This window comes from Pseudocolwellia sp. G5-9, assembly GCF_055808995.1.
Genome location: NZ_CM147893.1, coordinates 2,721,003 through 2,738,268 on the forward strand (window position 1 = coordinate 2,721,003; position 17,266 = coordinate 2,738,268).

Annotated in this window: 10 protein-coding genes, 1 tRNA gene and 3 rRNA genes; 6 read left to right on the forward strand and 8 right to left on the reverse strand. The window is 39.5% G+C overall.

The annotated features are described in order from the left end of the window. Positions 1–110 precede the first annotated feature (110 nt). Positions 111–1,928 carry a translational GTPase TypA gene (gene typA / locus AC0L5Q_RS11735; RefSeq protein WP_473608328.1) on the reverse strand — a complete coding sequence of 606 codons (1,818 nt, stop codon included), beginning with the start codon at positions 1,926–1,928 and terminating at the stop codon, positions 111–113. A 330-nt stretch (positions 1,929–2,258) separates the two neighbouring features. Here typA and glnA point away from each other — a divergent pair, with 330 nt between their 5' ends. From glnA to glnG, 4 genes are all read left to right on the forward strand, one after another. Next, entirely contained in the window at positions 2,259–3,665 is a 1,407-nt protein-coding gene (gene glnA, locus AC0L5Q_RS11740; protein ID WP_473608331.1) for a glutamate--ammonia ligase, read from the forward strand. A gap of 111 nt (positions 3,666–3,776) precedes the next feature. Further along, positions 3,777–4,307 (forward strand): DUF4124 domain-containing protein, encoded by a 531-nt coding sequence (locus tag AC0L5Q_RS11745; RefSeq protein WP_473608334.1) that lies wholly within the window; start codon positions 3,777–3,779, stop codon positions 4,305–4,307. A gap of 83 nt (positions 4,308–4,390) precedes the next feature. Continuing rightward, the gene (gene glnL, locus AC0L5Q_RS11750) at positions 4,391–5,476 is read left to right on the forward strand and encodes a nitrogen regulation protein NR(II) (protein ID WP_473608338.1); all 1,086 of its coding nucleotides are present in this window, start codon (positions 4,391–4,393) and stop codon (positions 5,474–5,476) included. Beyond that, entirely contained in the window at positions 5,476–6,879 is a 1,404-nt protein-coding gene (glnG, locus tag AC0L5Q_RS11755) for a nitrogen regulation protein NR(I) (RefSeq protein ID WP_473608341.1), read from the forward strand. Before glnL ends, glnG begins: the two co-directional genes overlap by 1 nt. Positions 6,880–6,882: 3 nt before the next feature. Here glnG and AC0L5Q_RS11760 read toward each other — a convergent pair whose 3' ends face one another. The 6 genes from AC0L5Q_RS11760 to AC0L5Q_RS11785 form a co-directional block, all read right to left on the reverse strand. Further along, positions 6,883–7,263: a MerC domain-containing protein gene (locus AC0L5Q_RS11760; RefSeq protein ID WP_473608345.1), complete on the reverse strand. Its 381-nt coding sequence runs from the start codon at positions 7,261–7,263 to the stop codon at positions 6,883–6,885. Positions 7,264–7,337: 74 nt separating this feature from the next. Beyond that, positions 7,338–8,315, reverse strand: a complete 978-nt coding sequence (gene epmA, locus AC0L5Q_RS11765; RefSeq protein WP_473608349.1) for an elongation factor P--(R)-beta-lysine ligase — start codon at positions 8,313–8,315, stop codon at positions 7,338–7,340. A gap of 412 nt (positions 8,316–8,727) precedes the next feature. Beyond that, positions 8,728–8,842, reverse strand: a 5S ribosomal RNA gene (gene rrf, locus AC0L5Q_RS11770). Between the two features lie 141 nt (positions 8,843–8,983). After that, positions 8,984–11,874 (reverse strand): 23S ribosomal RNA (locus tag AC0L5Q_RS11775). A gap of 458 nt (positions 11,875–12,332) precedes the next feature. Then, a tRNA-Ala gene (locus AC0L5Q_RS11780) sits at positions 12,333–12,408 on the reverse strand. 105 nt (positions 12,409–12,513) lie between these two features. Further along, positions 12,514–14,056 (reverse strand): 16S ribosomal RNA (locus tag AC0L5Q_RS11785). The 16S, 23S and 5S rRNA genes sit together here with 1 tRNA gene alongside, the layout of an rRNA operon. An 811-nt stretch (positions 14,057–14,867) precedes the next feature. Here AC0L5Q_RS11785 and AC0L5Q_RS11790 point away from each other — a divergent pair. Next, positions 14,868–15,308 (forward strand): RNA recognition motif domain-containing protein, encoded by a 441-nt coding sequence (locus AC0L5Q_RS11790; RefSeq protein WP_473608353.1) that lies wholly within the window; start codon positions 14,868–14,870, stop codon positions 15,306–15,308. Positions 15,309–15,542: 234 nt separating this feature from the next. Then, positions 15,543–16,637 carry a tRNA (uridine(54)-C5)-methyltransferase TrmA gene (gene trmA, locus AC0L5Q_RS11795; protein ID WP_473608357.1) on the forward strand — a complete coding sequence of 365 codons (1,095 nt, stop codon included), beginning with the start codon at positions 15,543–15,545 and terminating at the stop codon, positions 16,635–16,637. 3 nt (positions 16,638–16,640) lie between these two features. Here trmA and fabR read toward each other — a convergent pair whose 3' ends face one another. Continuing rightward, positions 16,641–17,264: an HTH-type transcriptional repressor FabR gene (gene fabR / locus AC0L5Q_RS11800; protein WP_076420104.1), complete on the reverse strand. Its 624-nt coding sequence runs from the start codon at positions 17,262–17,264 to the stop codon at positions 16,641–16,643. Positions 17,265–17,266 lie beyond the last annotated feature (2 nt).

Genomic DNA, 17,266 nt, shown 5'->3' on the forward strand with positions numbered 1-17,266 from the left:
ACATGCTCTCGTGAGATAATTTAATGAACTTGGTATTACCTGTTCTATTATTAAAGACAAAAAAAAGCCATCGCTATTAGCAATGGCTTTTACAATAAATATTTTAAAAACTATTTAGCTGAACGACCTTCACGTTTACGCTCATTCTCTTTCAAGAACTTTTTACGTATACGAATGCTATCAGGTGTTACTTCAACAAGTTCGTCATTATCAATAAACTCTAGAGCTTGCTCTAAAGACATGATAATAGGTGGCGTTAATGTTTGCGCTTCATCTGTACCAGAAGAACGAACGTTAGTTAATTGCTTACCTTTTAACGCGTTAACTGTTAAGTCATTATCACGGCTATGAATACCAATGATTTGACCTTCATAAACATCTACACCATGACCGATAAATAAACGTCCACGAGATTGTAAGTTAAATAATGCGTTAGTTAATGCTTTACCAGTAGCGTTAGCGATAATTACACCATTCAAGCGCTGACCGATTTCACCACCTTTATGAGGTCCGTACTCTAGGAAAGTATGGTAGATCAAACCAGAACCCGACGTTAATGTCATAAATTCAGTTTGGAAACCAATTAAACCACGGCTTGGCATAATAAAGTCCATACGAATACGACCTTTACCATCTGGTGCCATATCAGTTAATTCAGCTTTACGAACCCCCATTTTCTCCATGATAGGACCTTGATGCGCTTCTTCAACATCGATAGTCACTGACTCATAAGGCTCTTCAAGTTGACCGTCTACTTCACGGATAATAACTTCAGGACGTGAAACAGCTAATTCATAGCCTTCACGACGCATGTTTTCAATTAATATACCTAAGTGAAGTTCACCACGGCCTGATACTTTAAACTTATCAGCATCATCTAATTGTTCAACACGTAAAGCAACGTTATGAATAAGCTCTTTATCTAAACGCTCTTTGATATTACGTGACGTAACAAACTTACCTTCTTGGCCACAGAATGGTGAAGTGTTTACTTGGAACGTCATGTTGATAGTAGGTTCATCAACAGATAATGGCGGTAATGCAACAACTTCATTTGGACAACAAATGGTATCTGAAATTTTAAGTTCACCCAAACCGGTAATAGCAATAATATCACCAGCATGAGCTATTTCACTTTCGTGACGCTCTAAACCTAAGTAACCAAAAACTTTACCTACTTTGCCGTTATGTAATTTACCGTTAGCACCTTCAACAGTAACTTGTTGATTAGGTTTAACAGAACCACGCGTAATACGACCAACACCGATAACACCTAAATAAGAGCTGTAATCAAGTTGAGAAATCTGCATTTGGAATGCGCCATCCGCATCAGCATTTGGAGCCGGTACTTCGTCGATTATTGTTTGGAATAAAGGAGTCATATCTTCGCCAACAACATCTTCTTCTAAAGAAGACCAACCGTTAATTGCTGAAGCATAAACCACTTTAAAATCTAACTGATCGTCCGTTGCACCTAAGTTATCAAATAAATCAAAAACTTGATCCATAACCCATTCAGGGCGAGCACCAGGCTTATCAATTTTGTTAATAACAACAATTGGTTTTAAACCTTGAGCAAACGCTTTTTTAGTTACAAAACGAGTTTGTGGCATTGGACCTTCTTGCGCATCTACAATAAGAAGCACAGAATCAACCATTGACATAACACGTTCAACTTCACCGCCAAAATCAGCATGACCAGGAGTATCTACGATGTTTACTCGGTATTCTCCCCAGTTAATTGCTGTATTCTTCGCTAAGATGGTGATACCGCGTTCTTTTTCGATATCGTTTGAGTCCATCGTACGTTCTTCTAGACCGCTTCTTGCGTCTAACGTACCTGATTGACTTAATAATTTATCGACTAGGGTAGTTTTACCATGGTCAACGTGGGCGATGATCGCAACATTACGTAATTTCTCTAACACAGGCTTCTTTGCTCAATAGGCTATAATTGGGCGCGAATTATACAGCACAGATGAACATAAATATAGTCGAATAACGTGAAATATAATTTTCTATTCCTCGAATAAATAATCACATTATGCTAATGTTTACGCGTTCTCTTGAGCAGGCTTAATGCGACGCACCAAAAAAGAGCAACAATAACACCAAAATGGTGCAAAATAACATTTTAGACGAACTTAAACCATTGTATATCAAAGACTTAAATTTGGCATGGTTTTAGCTTCAGCTATAATAAAGTAAATACACTGTGTTTATAATTTTCACAAAACATATATCTCTGGAGACTATCAATGTCACAAGCAGTTTTAGATTTAATTAAAGAAAACGATGTTAAATTCGTTGATTTACGTTTTACCGACTCAAAAGGTAAAGAGCAACACGTTTCTATTCCTCATCATCAAGTAGATGCTGACTTTTTTGAAGATGGTAAAATGTTCGATGGTTCATCTATTCAAGGCTGGAAAGGTATCAACGAATCAGACATGGTTATGATGCCTGACGCTGAATCAGCTGTTCTTGACCCATTTACAGAAACACCTACATTAAACATTCGTTGTGACATTTTAGAGCCTGCAACAATGCAAGGTTATAGTCGTGATCCTCGTTCAGTAGCTCATCGCGCTGAAGAGTATATGCGTTCTACTGGTATTGCAGACACTGTTTTAATTGGTCCAGAGCCTGAATTCTTCCTTTTTGATGATGTTCGTTTCCATACAGATATGAGCGGTTCATTCTACAAAATTGATGATAAAGAAGCCGCTTGGAACTCTGGTACTGAATATGAAGAAGGTAACATGGGTCACCGACCTGGTGTTAAAGGCGGTTACTTCCCAGTATCTCCAGTAGATTCATCACAAGATATTCGTTCAGCTATGTGTTTAGTAATGGAAGAAATGGGCTTAGTTGTTGAAGCACATCACCATGAAGTAGCTACTGCTGGTCAAAACGAAATTGCTTGTCGTTTTAATACGTTAGTTAAAAAAGCTGATGAAGTACAAATTTACAAGTATGTTGTTCATAACGTTGCTCACGCATACGGAAAAACAGCTACATTTATGCCTAAGCCTTTAGTAGGTGATAACGGTTCTGGTATGCATGTGCATCAATCTCTTGCTAAAGATGGTGTTAACTTATTCTCTGGTGATAAATACGGCGGATTATCTGAATTAGCTATTTACTACATTGGTGGTATCATCAAGCACGCTAAAGCGCTTAATGCATTTACTAACCCATCAACTAACTCATACAAACGTTTAGTGCCTCATTTTGAAGCACCTGTTATGCTTGCATACTCTGCACGTAACCGTTCAGCTTCTATCCGTATTCCAATTGTTCCATCTCCAAAAGCGGTACGTATCGAAGCTCGTTTCCCAGATCCTGCAGCTAACCCTTATTTAGCATTCTCTGCTTTATTAATGGCGGGCCTTGACGGAATTAAAAATAAAATTCACCCTGGTGACGCTATGGATAAAGATCTATATGACTTACCAGCTGAAGAAGCAGCACAAATTCCACAAGTTGCGACTTCTCTAGGAGATGCATTAGACGCGCTTGAAGCTGATAATGAATTTTTAACTGCTGGTGGCGTTATGGATATCGACATGATTAACGCTTACATAGATTTAAAACGTGAAGAAGTTTCTTTACTAAATATGACAACTCACCCAGTTGAGTTTGATATGTACTACAGTGTTTAATTAGCTTTTTTGTCTAATTAATTAAAAAGCCCACTCAGGTGGGCTTTTTTTGTGGTAATAATCTGATATTTTGCTAGATTATATAAGTATTTAGAAATTGGACGTTACTCATTGTATATTTTAAAAGTATTTGTTTTATTCCTGTTAATCTTATCATTGCTTACCCCAGTGTATGCAACCTCAGCCAAAGTATATGTATGGCGAGATGAAACGGGTGTATTAGTCTTTTCTGACAGCCCAAAACCTGGTGCGGAAGAAATAGAAATCAATTCAGAGAATCAAAACATTTCACCTTCAATAGATACATCAATTCTAGATATTAAACCCAAGAAAATTGAAGATAAATTTGAAGTTGAGATTATCAGGCCTACCAACAATTCAACTATTCGAGACAATACTGGCTCTGTACATGTATCAGGAAGAATAATACCTGTATTCAAACAAGGTTTAACCATTCAACTTATTATCGACGATACCCCTTATAAAGCACCTCAAACTCACTCAATGTTTGCATTACGAGATATAGAACGTGGCGAGCATCAAATAAAATTAGTTCTATTAAACGCAAAAGGCAAGGTTATTGCATCATCAAAACCAGTCACCTTTTATATGCACCGCGCGTCAGTCATTAAAGCTAAATAACTTTTAAATAAAGTAATATTGCTTCATTTTAGATAAACTGACAATGGCAGCGCACCAACTCAGTGCATTCAGAGTTAATTTAAATGTTAAGTAATAATTTTGAAATTCAGCAAAACAAAAAAAACTTCCAGCAAGTACTGCCTGTACATATGGTAACAGCTGTTATGCTTCTCGATCAGCATTTAGTTATTCAATATATTAATCCCGCAGCCGAAGCAATATTAATAAAAAGTTTAAATACCTTATATAACCAATCAATAGAAGATGTGTTTAGAAGCACCTCGATTAAAAAAGAACGTTTCACACAACTATTATCCTCTGGGCAAGAGTTTAATGATGGTGATGTTATCTTAGAGTTCTTAGATCAATCACAAATAACCATAGAATTAACAGCATCTTCTATCGAATTTAATAATGCTCCTCATATTTTATTAGAATTTAAGCAAATTGATCAGCAAAAGCAGATCAGTGCTGAAGCATTTCAACAACAACAATGGGAGTCTGCAAGAGATCTTATTCGAGGTCTAGCACATGAAATTAAAAATCCTTTAGGAGGTTTAAGAGGTGCAGCTCAATTGCTCGATAATGATTTAAAAGGTGAACAAAAAGAATACACCGCCATGATTATTGAGCAAGCAGATAGATTAACTAACCTTGTGGATCGACTTTTAGGTCCAAATCAACTACCTAATATTACAAAACAAAATATTCATGTAGTTTTAGAAAAAGTTAGTCAGCTTGTTAATTTTAATAACCCGAAGGGAATAAAACTTTGCAAAGACTATGATCCATCAATACCTGACATTGAATTTGACGAAGATAAAATACAACAAGCCATTCTTAATATTGTTAATAACGCGATTCAAGCAATAGAAAGTGATAACACAATTTTACTTAAAACTAGAGTGGCTAGTAATCAAATAATTAATGGTAAGCGCATTAAGTTGGGTGTGCAAATAAGCATAATAGATGATGGCCCAGGTATACCAAACGATATACAAGACACCCTTTTTTATCCTATGGTTTCTGGCAGAAATAACGGTACCGGACTCGGCTTATCGATTTGCCAAACTCTTATCCATCAGCATCAAGGTAAATTACTTTGTACTAGCCAACCCGGCAAAACTGAATTTACCATTTTATTACCCATTCATGGAGACAACGCATAATGAACACTGAACAGATTTGGATTGTAGATGACGATAGTTCAATACGATGGGTGTTAGAAAAAGCGTTTAATAAAGCAAACTTATCAGCCGCTTCTTTTGATAATGCAAAAGACTTACTTACTGCATTAGATCATTCTCAACCCGAAATTATTATTTCCGACATTAGAATGCCAGGTATTGATGGTATGGCGCTTTTAAGCCAAATTAATGCAGACCATCCCAATATACCTGTCATCATAATGACAGCTCATTCTGATTTAGATAGTGCCGTTAATGCGTATCAAGGGGGGGCATTCGAATATCTTCCTAAACCCTTTGATATTGATGAAGCAATTTCTTTGAGTAAGCGTGCTTTAACTCATGCTCGTGAACAAAATGCCAAAAATAGCCAAAAAGACTCTTCGGTTTTATCTGTAGGAATAATTGGCGAAGCACCTTCAATGCAAGAAGTATTTAGAGCAATCGGTCGCCTATCAAGATCTAGCATCAGCGTTCTTATTAATGGTGAATCAGGAACAGGAAAAGAGCTTGTGGCCCATGCCTTACATACTCATAGCCCTAGATCAAAAGGTCCGTTCATTCCACTTAACATGGCCGCAATACCCAAAGACCTTATTGAGTCTGAATTATTTGGCCATGAAAAAGGAGCCTTTACAGGCGCTAACTCAATTCGACAAGGACGATTTGAGCAAGCACATAATGGTACCTTATTCTTAGACGAAATTGGTGATATGCCGTTAGATATCCAAACTCGTTTATTACGTGTACTAGCTGATGGACAGTTTTATCGTGTTGGTGGGCACTCACCAATACAAGTTGATGTAAGGATTATCGCAGCAACACATCAAAATTTAGAAGATCAAGTAGCAAAAAATGAATTTCGAGAAGATCTGTTTCACCGCTTAAACGTTATAAGAATACACCTACCAAGTTTAAGAGAAAGAAAAGAAGATATTGCACAGCTAGCTTCACATTTTTTAATGCAGGCAGCAAACGAACTAAGCGTAGATCCTAAATCGTTACATAAAGATGCAGAACAGTTTCTTAAGCGTTGCGATTGGCCAGGTAATGTAAGACAGTTAGAGAATTTATGTCGCTTTTTAACCGTTATGGCTAGTGGACAAGAAATACTTATTGAAGACCTACCAGACGAATTAAGTAATAAAAAAGATTCAGCAAGTACTGTTTCCTCAAGCTGGCAACATGCCTTTAGCTTATGGATGGATGAACAATTGAAAACAGGGAATGCTAATATACTAGATACTGCTTTGCCTGAATTTGAAAAAATAGCCTTAGAGCGCGCGCTTCAGTTTACCCAAGGTCATAAGCAAGATGCATCTAAAAAACTAGGTTGGGGACGTAATACACTAACCAGAAAGTTAAAAGACCTAGACCTTAACTAATAGCTAAGAATGACACTCATCATCGGCGCATTGTTTACAACTATTACATAATTTTAAATTTATAACATGCGCCGCAACAATTAAAGATGCACCTAATATAATAAAGTATGGCTCTAGCTCTTCAGAAAAATTATGTTTTATCCAATAAATCCCAACCCCAAGAAATAAAAGATAAAAAGGATAAAGACGCTTGTGATATTTTTTAAAACCTGAAAATAAAGCAAATGAGCCTAAAATAGCTGTCATAATTAAAAAAACATGTTCCCATGTATGATCAGCCAAAAAACTTAAGCCTAATAGAGGCAAAGCAGGCAGTAATACTGGGAGTAAAATGCAATGTAATGCACATAAACTAGTAGCAGTTATACCTATACGATCTAACATTTGTTGTCACTCAATCAAAATATCTTTATTAATATGAGATAATATCACAATTGATATGTTATAACATATCTTTATTAAGCTCTATCGACAGTAAATGTTATTACCTCATCAATCGATTTTTTATCTAAAGCCAACATTAACAACCTATCAACCCCTAAAGCTACTCCTGAACAACTTGGTAGGCCAACTTTTAAAGCTTCAATAAAACGAGGGTCTATGGACTTTTGTTCTAAACCTATATTTTCTCTATAAATATTATCTTTATTAAAACGTTGTAACTGCTCAATATGGTCGGTGAGTTCACAAAACCCATTTACAAGCTCAATACCTTTAAAATAACACTCAAAGCGCTCAGCAACTCTTTCATCAACTTTATTTTTTCGCGCTAAAGAAGCTTGGGATAATGGAAAGTTATAGATAAAAATTGGCTTATACTTGCCTATATTTGGCTCAATTAACTCAGCCATAATAAACTGCAATAAAACATCTATCTCATTCTCATTAACTAACCAATCACTCATTATATTGGCATTAAGAATTAGAGTCTTAAGCTCTTTAACGCTTGTATTAAGTGGATCAACATTAACATTATTAATAAATAGGTTTTGATAAGAAATTATTTCAGGTTCTTCGCAATGAAGTGTTTTTTTTAAAAGGTCTGAAACCTCTTTAATTAAATCTTCCTGTGTAAAGCCTAAACGATACCATTCTAAGATAGTAAACTCAGGATTATGATAACGCCCCTTACCTTCATGCCTAAACGCTTTAGATATTTGATAAATAGATTGATAACCAGATGCTAATAACCTTTTCATACAATATTCGGGGGAAGTCTGAAAATACATCTTCCTAAAATATTGGGGGCCACTATCAGAAAAGTAATTGAATTGTGTTTTAAATGCTTCTAGGTGTATATCTGTTACCGTAAATTGACCCAATAAAGGAGTCTCAACTTCAATTACATCGAGCTCATAAAAAAAAGCTCTAATCTTATTTAAAATATTAGCTTTTTTCTTAGCATCTTCCCAACTTAATGTAGCTTGCCAATCCATATACATATTCTCTTAAATAGATATTTAATAACACTTATACTAAACAGATAAATTAACATCGGATATTGATAACTTTTATTGAATGAAATAAACCAATACTTCGTTAAGTAAAAATTAGAACTGAAGATTTGTACAAACCTTTGTATTGAGCAATTTAATAGTGGAACTGCCATCAAACAATAAAACAAACTGTGTGGAGATATATTTTATCAAACACACAAGAAAAGGCTAGCAATGTCCTGCTGACATATAGAATATACTAATGTCGTCGCGCGCGCATAAATATACAGGAACAAACTCATATAAGAGAAAGCAACGCTACACACTTTCGACCTTGGAACGACTGCTGCAATGTTTAACACCAGACAGCAAAAAGCCCGACTCTTTCGAATCGGGCTTTTCTTAATGAGAAGCCTAGCAATGTCCTACTCTCACATGGGAACTCCCACACTACCATCGGCGCTAATGCATTTCACTTCTGAGTTCGGAATGGGATCAGGTGGGTCTACATCGCTATTGTCGCTAGACAAAAAAGGTCAATCTTGAAAGCCTTTCAACAAAAAATTATTTTCATTGAACTATAAATACGTTTTAATCTCTTATTCGCACATGTGTACGTGTCACTCATAGAGTGTGTCAAACTTCATACAAAACTATTTAGGTGTTGTATGGTTAAGCCTCACGGGCAATTAGTATCAGTTAGCTCAAGGCCTCACAACCCTTACACACCTGACCTATCAACGTTGTAGTCTCCAACGACCCTTTAGGGAGCTTAAAGCTCCAGTGAGAACTCATCTCAAAGCCTGTTTCCCGCTTAGATGCTTTCAGCGGTTATCAGTTCCGAACGTAGCTACCGGGCAATGCTATTGGCATAACAACCCGAACACCAGCGGTTCGTCCACTCCGGTCCTCTCGTACTAGGAGCAGCCCTCTTCAATTCTCAAACGCCCACGGCAGATAGGGACCGAACTGTCTCACGACGTTCTAAACCCAGCTCGCGTACCACTTTAAATGGCGAACAGCCATACCCTTGGGACCGACTTCAGCCCCAGGATGTGATGAGCCGACATCGAGGTGCCAAACACCGCCGTCGATATGAACTCTTGGGCGGTATCAGCCTGTTATCCCCGGAGTACCTTTTATCCGTTGAGCGATGGCCCTTCCATACAGAACCACCGGATCACTATGACCTACTTTCGTACCTGCTCGACGTGTCTGTCTCGCAGTTAAGCTGGCTTATGCCATTGCACTAACCGTACGATGTCCGACCGTACTTAGCCAACCTTCGTGCTCCTCCGTTACTCTTTGGGAGGAGACCGCCCCAGTCAAACTACCCACCAGACAGTGTCCCCAAGCCCGATGAGGGCCCTAGGTTAGAACATCACGCATACAAGGGTGGTATTTCAAGGTTGGCTCCAACACATCTGGCGACGCATCTTCAAAGCCTCCCACCTATCCTACACATGTAGGAGCAATGTTCACTGTCAAGCTATAGTAAAGGTTCACGGGGTCTTTCCGTCTAGCCGCGGGTATACGGCATCTTAACCGCAATTTCAATTTCACTGAGTCTCGGGTGGAGACAGTGTGGCCATGATTACGCCATTCGTGCAGGTCGGAACTTACCCGACAAGGAATTTCGCTACCTTAGGACCGTTATAGTTACGGCCGCCGTTTACCGGGGCTTCGATCATGAGCTTCGCAGAGCTAACCCAATCAATTAACCTTCCGGCACCGGGCAGGCGTCACACCGTATACGTCATCTTTCGATTTTGCACAGTGCTGTGTTTTTAATAAACAGTTCCAGCCACCTGGTTACTTCGACTCTCCTGTGCTTACTCCGCAAGGGATTCACACCAGAGAGCGTACCTTCTCCCGAAGTTACGGTACTATTTTGCCTAGTTCCTTCACCCGAGTTCTCTCAAGCGCCTTAGTATTCTCTACCTAACCACCTGTGTCGGTTTGGGGTACGGTTCCTATATATCTGAAGCTTAGAAGCTTTTCCTGGAAGCATGGCATCAATGACTTCATCTCCGTAGAGACTCGTCTCGACTCTCAGTGTTAACAGCAACCCGGATTTACCTAAGTCACCCACCTACAATCTTTCACACGGACTACCAACGCCGTGCTCACCTAGCCTACTCCGTCCCTCCTTCGCAATATATAGAAGTACAGAAATATTAATCTGTTTCCCATCGACTACGCGTTTCCGCCTCGCCTTAGGGGCCGACTTACCCTGCCCTGATTAACATGGGACAGGAAACCTTGGTCTTTCGGCGGGGGAGTTTTTCACTCCCCTTATCGTTACTCATGTCAGCATTCGCACTTCTGATACCTCCAGCATGCTTTACAACACACCTTCAACGGCTTACAGAACGCTCCCCTACCACTTGAACCTAAGTTCAAATCCGCAGCTTCGGTGACTAGTTTAGCCCCGTTACATCTTCCGCGCAGACCGACTCGACTAGTGAGCTATTACGCTTTCTTTAAAGGATGGCTGCTTCTAAGCCAACCTCCTAGCTGTCTATGCCTTTCCACATCGTTTCCCACTTAACTAGTACTTTGGGACCTTAGCTGGCGGTCTGGGTTGTTTCCCTCTTCACAACGGACGTTAGCACCCGTAGTGTGTCTCCCGCATATCACTCATTGGTATTCGGAGTTTGCAAAGGGTTGGTAAGTCGGGATGACCCCCTAGCCTTAACAGTGCTCTACCCCCAATGGTGTTCGTGCGAGGCTCTACCTAAATAGATTTCGGGGAGAACCAGCTATCTCCCGGCTTGATTAGCCTTTCACTCCGACCCACAAGTCATCACCGCATTTTTCAACATACGTGTGTTCGGTCCTCCAGTTGATGTTACTCAACCTTCAACCTGCCCATGGGTAGATCGCCGGGTTTCGGGTCTATACCTTGCAACTAAACGCGCAGTTAACACTCGCTTTCGCTACGGCTCCCCTATTCGGTTAACCTTGCTACAAAATATAAGTCGCTGACCCATTATACAAAAGGTACGCAGTCACCCGACTAAATCGGGCTCCCACTGCTTGTACGTATGCGGTTTCAGGTTCTATTTCACTCCCCTCACAGGGGTTCTTTTCGCCTTTCCCTCACGGTACTGGTTCACTATCGGTCAGTTAGGAGTATTTAGCCTTGGAGGATGGTCCCCCCATGTTCAGTCAACGTTTCACGTGTGCCGACCTACTCGATTTCATGGTAAGTTTATTTTCGTGTACGGGGCTATCACCCTGTATCGCTCTACTTTCCAGTAGATTCCACTAACTTACAAACCACTTAAGGGCTAATTCGCGTTCGCTCGCCGCTACTAACGAAATCTCGGTTGATTTCTTTTCCTCGGGGTACTTAGATGTTTCAGTTCTCCCGGTTCGCCTCGCTACCCTATGTATTCAGGTAGCGATACCCGCCTTACGACGGGTGGGTTTCCCCATTCGGATATCTTTGGCTATAACGGTTTTTATCACCTCACCAAAGCTTTTCGCAGATTAACACGTCCTTCATCGCCTCTAACTGCCAAGGCATCCACCACATACGCTTAGTCACTTAACCATACAACCCTAAATAGTCTCGAAAGAATATTAAGTACACCGTGGTGACTAAACCACAGTAATTGTAAAGTCTGACATTTTCACGCACACATTGTGTGTCTTGAATAAGAGTTGATATATTCTTACGAATATATCGGGTTGATAGCGTCTCCGAGGAGGAGCCACTATCACCATCATCACTTCCCGATAAAAGAAGTAACAATAGCTTGGTATTTATACGTTACAAACAACAGCGCGACACCGTTGAGTGCTATATAAATACCGGTATTTATATCAGCTTTCCAGATTGTTAAAGAACTTAATCTCAGCACGCATTCGGCTAAAATTTTGGTTTGACCTCCACGGATGGAGGAAAATCCGAGAAACGTACGGAACGTTTCCGGTAAAAAACCAAATCTAAACTATCTCGTTAAACGTTGAGATACGTTAAATTTGGTCTCTATTCTTTCTTTGAAGAAGTGGTGGAGCTAAGCAGGATCGAACTGCTGACCTCCTGCGTGCAAGGCAGGCGCTCTCCCAGCTGAGCTATAGCCCCATATTTTATGAGGTGTGCACTTCTTCTATTTCGTTATCAGGCAATTTGTGTGAACACTCTGAAATAGCTTTACAGCTATTCCCATTAAAACGTTTTACTTCAAGATAAGGAGGTGATCCAACCCCAGGTTCCCCTAGGGTTACCTTGTTACGACTTCACCCCAGTCATGAATCACAAAGTGGTGACCGTCCTCCCGAAGGTTAAACTAGCCACTTCTTTTGCAACCCACTCCCATGGTGTGACGGGCGGTGTGTACAAGGCCCGGGAACGTATTCACCGTAGCATTCTGATCTACGATTACTAGCGATTCCGACTTCATGGAGTCGAGTTGCAGACTCCAATCCGGACTACGACAAGCTTTGTGGGATTCGCTCCACCTCGCGGTATTGCTGCCCTCTGTACTTGCCATTGTAGCACGTGTGTAGCCCATCCCGTAAGGGCCATGATGACTTGACGTCGTCCCCACCTTCCTCCGGTTTATCACCGGCAGTCTCCTTAGAGTTCTCGCCATTACGCGCTAGCAAATAAGGATAGGGGTTGCGCTCGTTGCGGGACTTAACCCAACATTTCACAACACGAGCTGACGACAGCCATGCAGCACCTGTCACTACTTTCCCGAAGGCACGAAACCATCTCTGGTAACTTAGTAGGATGTCAAGGGATGGTAAGGTTCTTCGCGTTGCATCGAATTAAACCACATGCTCCACCGCTTGTGCGGGCCCCCGTCAATTCATTTGAGTTTTAACCTTGCGGCCGTACTCCCCAGGCGGTCAACTTAGCGCGTTAGCTACGCCACCCACAGATCAAGTCTACAGACGGCTAGTTGACATCGTTTACGGCGTGGACTACCAGGGTATCTAATCCTGTTTGCTCCCCACGCTTTCGTGCCTCAGTGTCAGTATTTGTCCAGGTAGCCGCCTTCGCCACTGATGTTCCTTCCAATCTCTACGCATTTCACCGCTACACTGGAAATTCCACTACCCTCTACAATACTCTAGCTTGCCAGTTCAAAATGCAGTTCCCAGGTTGAGCCCGGGGCTTTCACATCTTGCTTAACAAACCACCTACGCACGCTTTACGCCCAGTAATTCCGATTAACGCTTGCACCCCTCGTATTACCGCGGCTGCTGGCACGAAGTTAGCCGGTGCTTCTTCTGCGAGTAACGTCACAGATGCAGAGTATTAGTCTACACCCTTTCCTCCTCGCTGAAAGTGCTTTACAACCCGAAGGCCTTCTTCACACACGCGGCATGGCTGCATCAGGCTTTCGCCCATTGTGCAATATTCCCCACTGCTGCCTCCCGTAGGAGTCTGGGCCGTGTCTCAGTCCCAGTGTGGCTGATCATCCTCTCAAACCAGCTAGAGATCGTCGCCTTGGTAAGCCTTTACCTTACCAACTAGCTAATCTCACTTGGGCTAATCAAATGGCGAAAGGTTCCGAAGAATCCCCTCCTTTGGTCCGTAGACGTTATGCGGTATTAGCAGTCGTTTCCAACTGTTGTCCCCCACCATTAGGCATATTCCCAAGCATTACTCACCCGTCCGCCGCTCGACGCCGAATAGCAAGCTATTCTCGTTTCCGCTCGACTTGCATGTGTTAAGCCTGCCGCCAGCGTTCAATCTGAGCCATGATCAAACTCTTCAATTATAAATCGTTTGTGCATCTTGCGATGCTGCTCAATGAATTCTGTCGTGTTACTAACCGAAGTCAGTAACTACATAAAACGTACAATCTAATCAAAGATTAAATTATACTTTTTTGTGTGACATCAACATAAGCTGTTTTACGTCTTTCTTATTACCTAAGTAATAAAACCGACTATGTAAAATCAATCTTAATGTGAGTGTTCACACAAATTGCATGATAACTAATTTTTAAAGAAAGGCTTCTTTTTATAAAAGAAGCAAGAGGTTAATCGCATTCGTTAAGCTCTTGTGCTGCAGGCCTTGCCTGAAGCGAGATGCGCATTCTACGCGTCTCAGTTTTGATGTCAACAACTTTTTGAAATTCTTTTTAAAAGATTTTAAAAGTTATCTTTCGTTTAATTCGTCAATTAAGCCTAACTAAACCTATCAAAACGTCCACTTCGCTGTCCTTATTCAGTGAACTTAGTATTTCCTATACTTACCTTCTCTGGGTTTCCCTGAAGAAGTGGAGCGCATTCTAACGATCTTTTCTGTCCACGCAAGCTTTTTTTGTTCTTTTTTCTCTTTTTTCGTTTGTTTGATTGTTTTGTGGACATTTTGATGACTATTCATGCTAGTAGCCCTTATAAATAGCCTTTATTATAAGGATCCTTTGTCATTTGATTCCTTTAACTTATTTTTATAGATAATTCTTCCTATATACGTATTTAATTTAATTGAATAAAAATGACACTATATAGTTGCACATTAGAAAAAGCTGGGTAACATGGAATTGCTTTTATATTTTAAATAATAATAATTAGGTATTCATAATGAAATCTCCTCAAGTATCAACAGTAATTATCGCACTAGTTTTTGCGGGTTTAGCATTTTTTCTTTTTAGTTTAATCGAACCTACTCAAACCAATGTTGCCATTGCTATATTCATCGCTGCTTTTGTAGCACCTTTAATAGGTATTAATGACTCATCTGAAAGCTCAGCTTCTGATGACGTTAAAACCCTTTATGTAGGAAACCTTCCTTATAGAGCTAATGAAGCATCTGTTAGAGAATTATTCTCTACTATTGGACAGGTTCATTCAGTTCGTTTAATGAAAGATAAACACACAGGTAAAAGACGTGGTTTCGGTTTTGTTGAAATGTCGGCTAATGATACTGATAAAGCAGTAGAAGCATTAAATGATAAAGAGTTTCAACAACGTACTTTGAAGGTTAGGGAAGCTAAAGAGCGCCCTGAAAAAGAAATAGAATAATGTTCAATTCGCCTACTTATTTCATAATTATAAAATAAGTAGGCGAATTATTTTATTCTAGTTATTTAAATGTATTTTCATATTAAAATTTTTCTTTATATTTATTCCCCGTTTACTTCTTTAATTCAGCTAATTATTAGATCCCATACTCACTAGCATCTATTTAAAACTAGACAAAATGTTCACTCGCGCTAAAATCTGCGCTCATTTTAAAATCATCTTTAAAGGCAAGCCATGTTTAGTCATATAAATCCCAGTAACTATCTTCAACAATTAGAGGATAAAAAAAATGACATAGCTCGTTTGTTTTCTAATTATGATTTACCTACTTTTGATATTTTTGAATCTGAACCAATAAATTATCGTTACAGAGCTGAGTTTAGAATTTGGCACGAAGGCGATGATCTTTATTACATTATGTTCGATAGTGAAACCAAGCAGAAATACAAAGTTGAATACTTCCCTGTAGCATCAAAGCTCATTAATAAGTGCATGTCGCAATTGTTGGTTGAAATAAAAAACAATGAGCTATTAAGACAACGTTTATTTCAAGTTGATTTCTTATCAAGTAAAAGTGGTGAAGTACTCATTAGCCTCCTCTATCACAAACAGCTCAGTGATGAATGGCAAGTTGAAGCAGAACAACTTATAGAAAAATTATCTATCATTGCTCCAGTGAATATTATTGGCCGAGCCAGAAAACAAAAAGTAGTACTTCACAAAGATTATTTGATGGAAAAACTCACCGTTGGCGATAAATCCTATGTTTATCATCAAGTCGAAAACAGTTTTACTCAACCCAATGCGTCAGTTAATGAAAAAATGTTGTTATGGGCTCAGCAAGCAACTCTTAACTCTGAAGGTGATTTAATTGAACTTTATTGCGGTAATGGTAATTTTAGTATTGCTTTAGCGCAAAACTTCGAGCGTGTATTGGGTACTGAAATAGCAAAGTCTTCCGTAAAGTCGGCACAGATAAATATTGCTGAAAACAACATTGATAATATTAATATTGTAAGAATGTCGAGTGAAGAATTCAGCCAAGCGATGAATAACGAACGTAAGTTTAGGCGATTAGAAGGTTTCGATTTAACTGCTTATAATTACGACACGGTATTAGTAGATCCACCAAGAGCAGGATTAGATCCTGAAAGTCTTGAGTTGATTAGTCGATTTAATCAGATTATTTATATTTCATGTAATCCTCATACATTACATGAAAACTTATCTCACCTAGTTAAAACACATAAAATTGAACAATTCGCTTTATTTGATCAATTTCCTTATACCGATCATGTAGAAACAGGGGTAATTCTTTCGAAGATTTAACTTCTATCGTTTTAACAAATCAACTCGGCCATTAAATTCAGTAGCTCCTTTAGCAATAAAACGTAGCTGCTGAATAGTTTGATTAGCCAGTTGCCCATAATCTTTAGCGTCAATATCTAGCGCATCTGAACCCGCACTGAATACAATCGTTACAGCTGCATTGGCTTGTAAATAAGCTACTTCAGCATCGAGTTGATTCGCTTGTTGTAAGTAATCACATAACTCCATAGTAAAATAACGTATCTCTCTATTTACGGCGGCCCTAAAAGCTGGTGATGTACCTGAGCGTTCACGTAATAGTAATCTGAAAATATTTCCGTTATTTTCAATAAATTCCATAAAGGTAATAACAGAAATTTGAATAACAGACCCTCCTTTTTCAATACGCTGACGCGCTTGTCGCATTAATTGTCTTAGGGTTAGGCCCGCTTCATCAACAAGTGTTAAACCCAATTCATCCATATCAGTAAAATGACGATAAAAAGACGTAGGCGCTAATCCAGCTTCTTTAGCGACTTCTCTTAAGCTTAAGCTTGAAAAGCTTTTCTCACTACTTAATTGACCTAATGCAGCATCAATTAGTTGACGACGTGTCTTTTCTTTTTGCTGGGCACGAATACCACTCATGA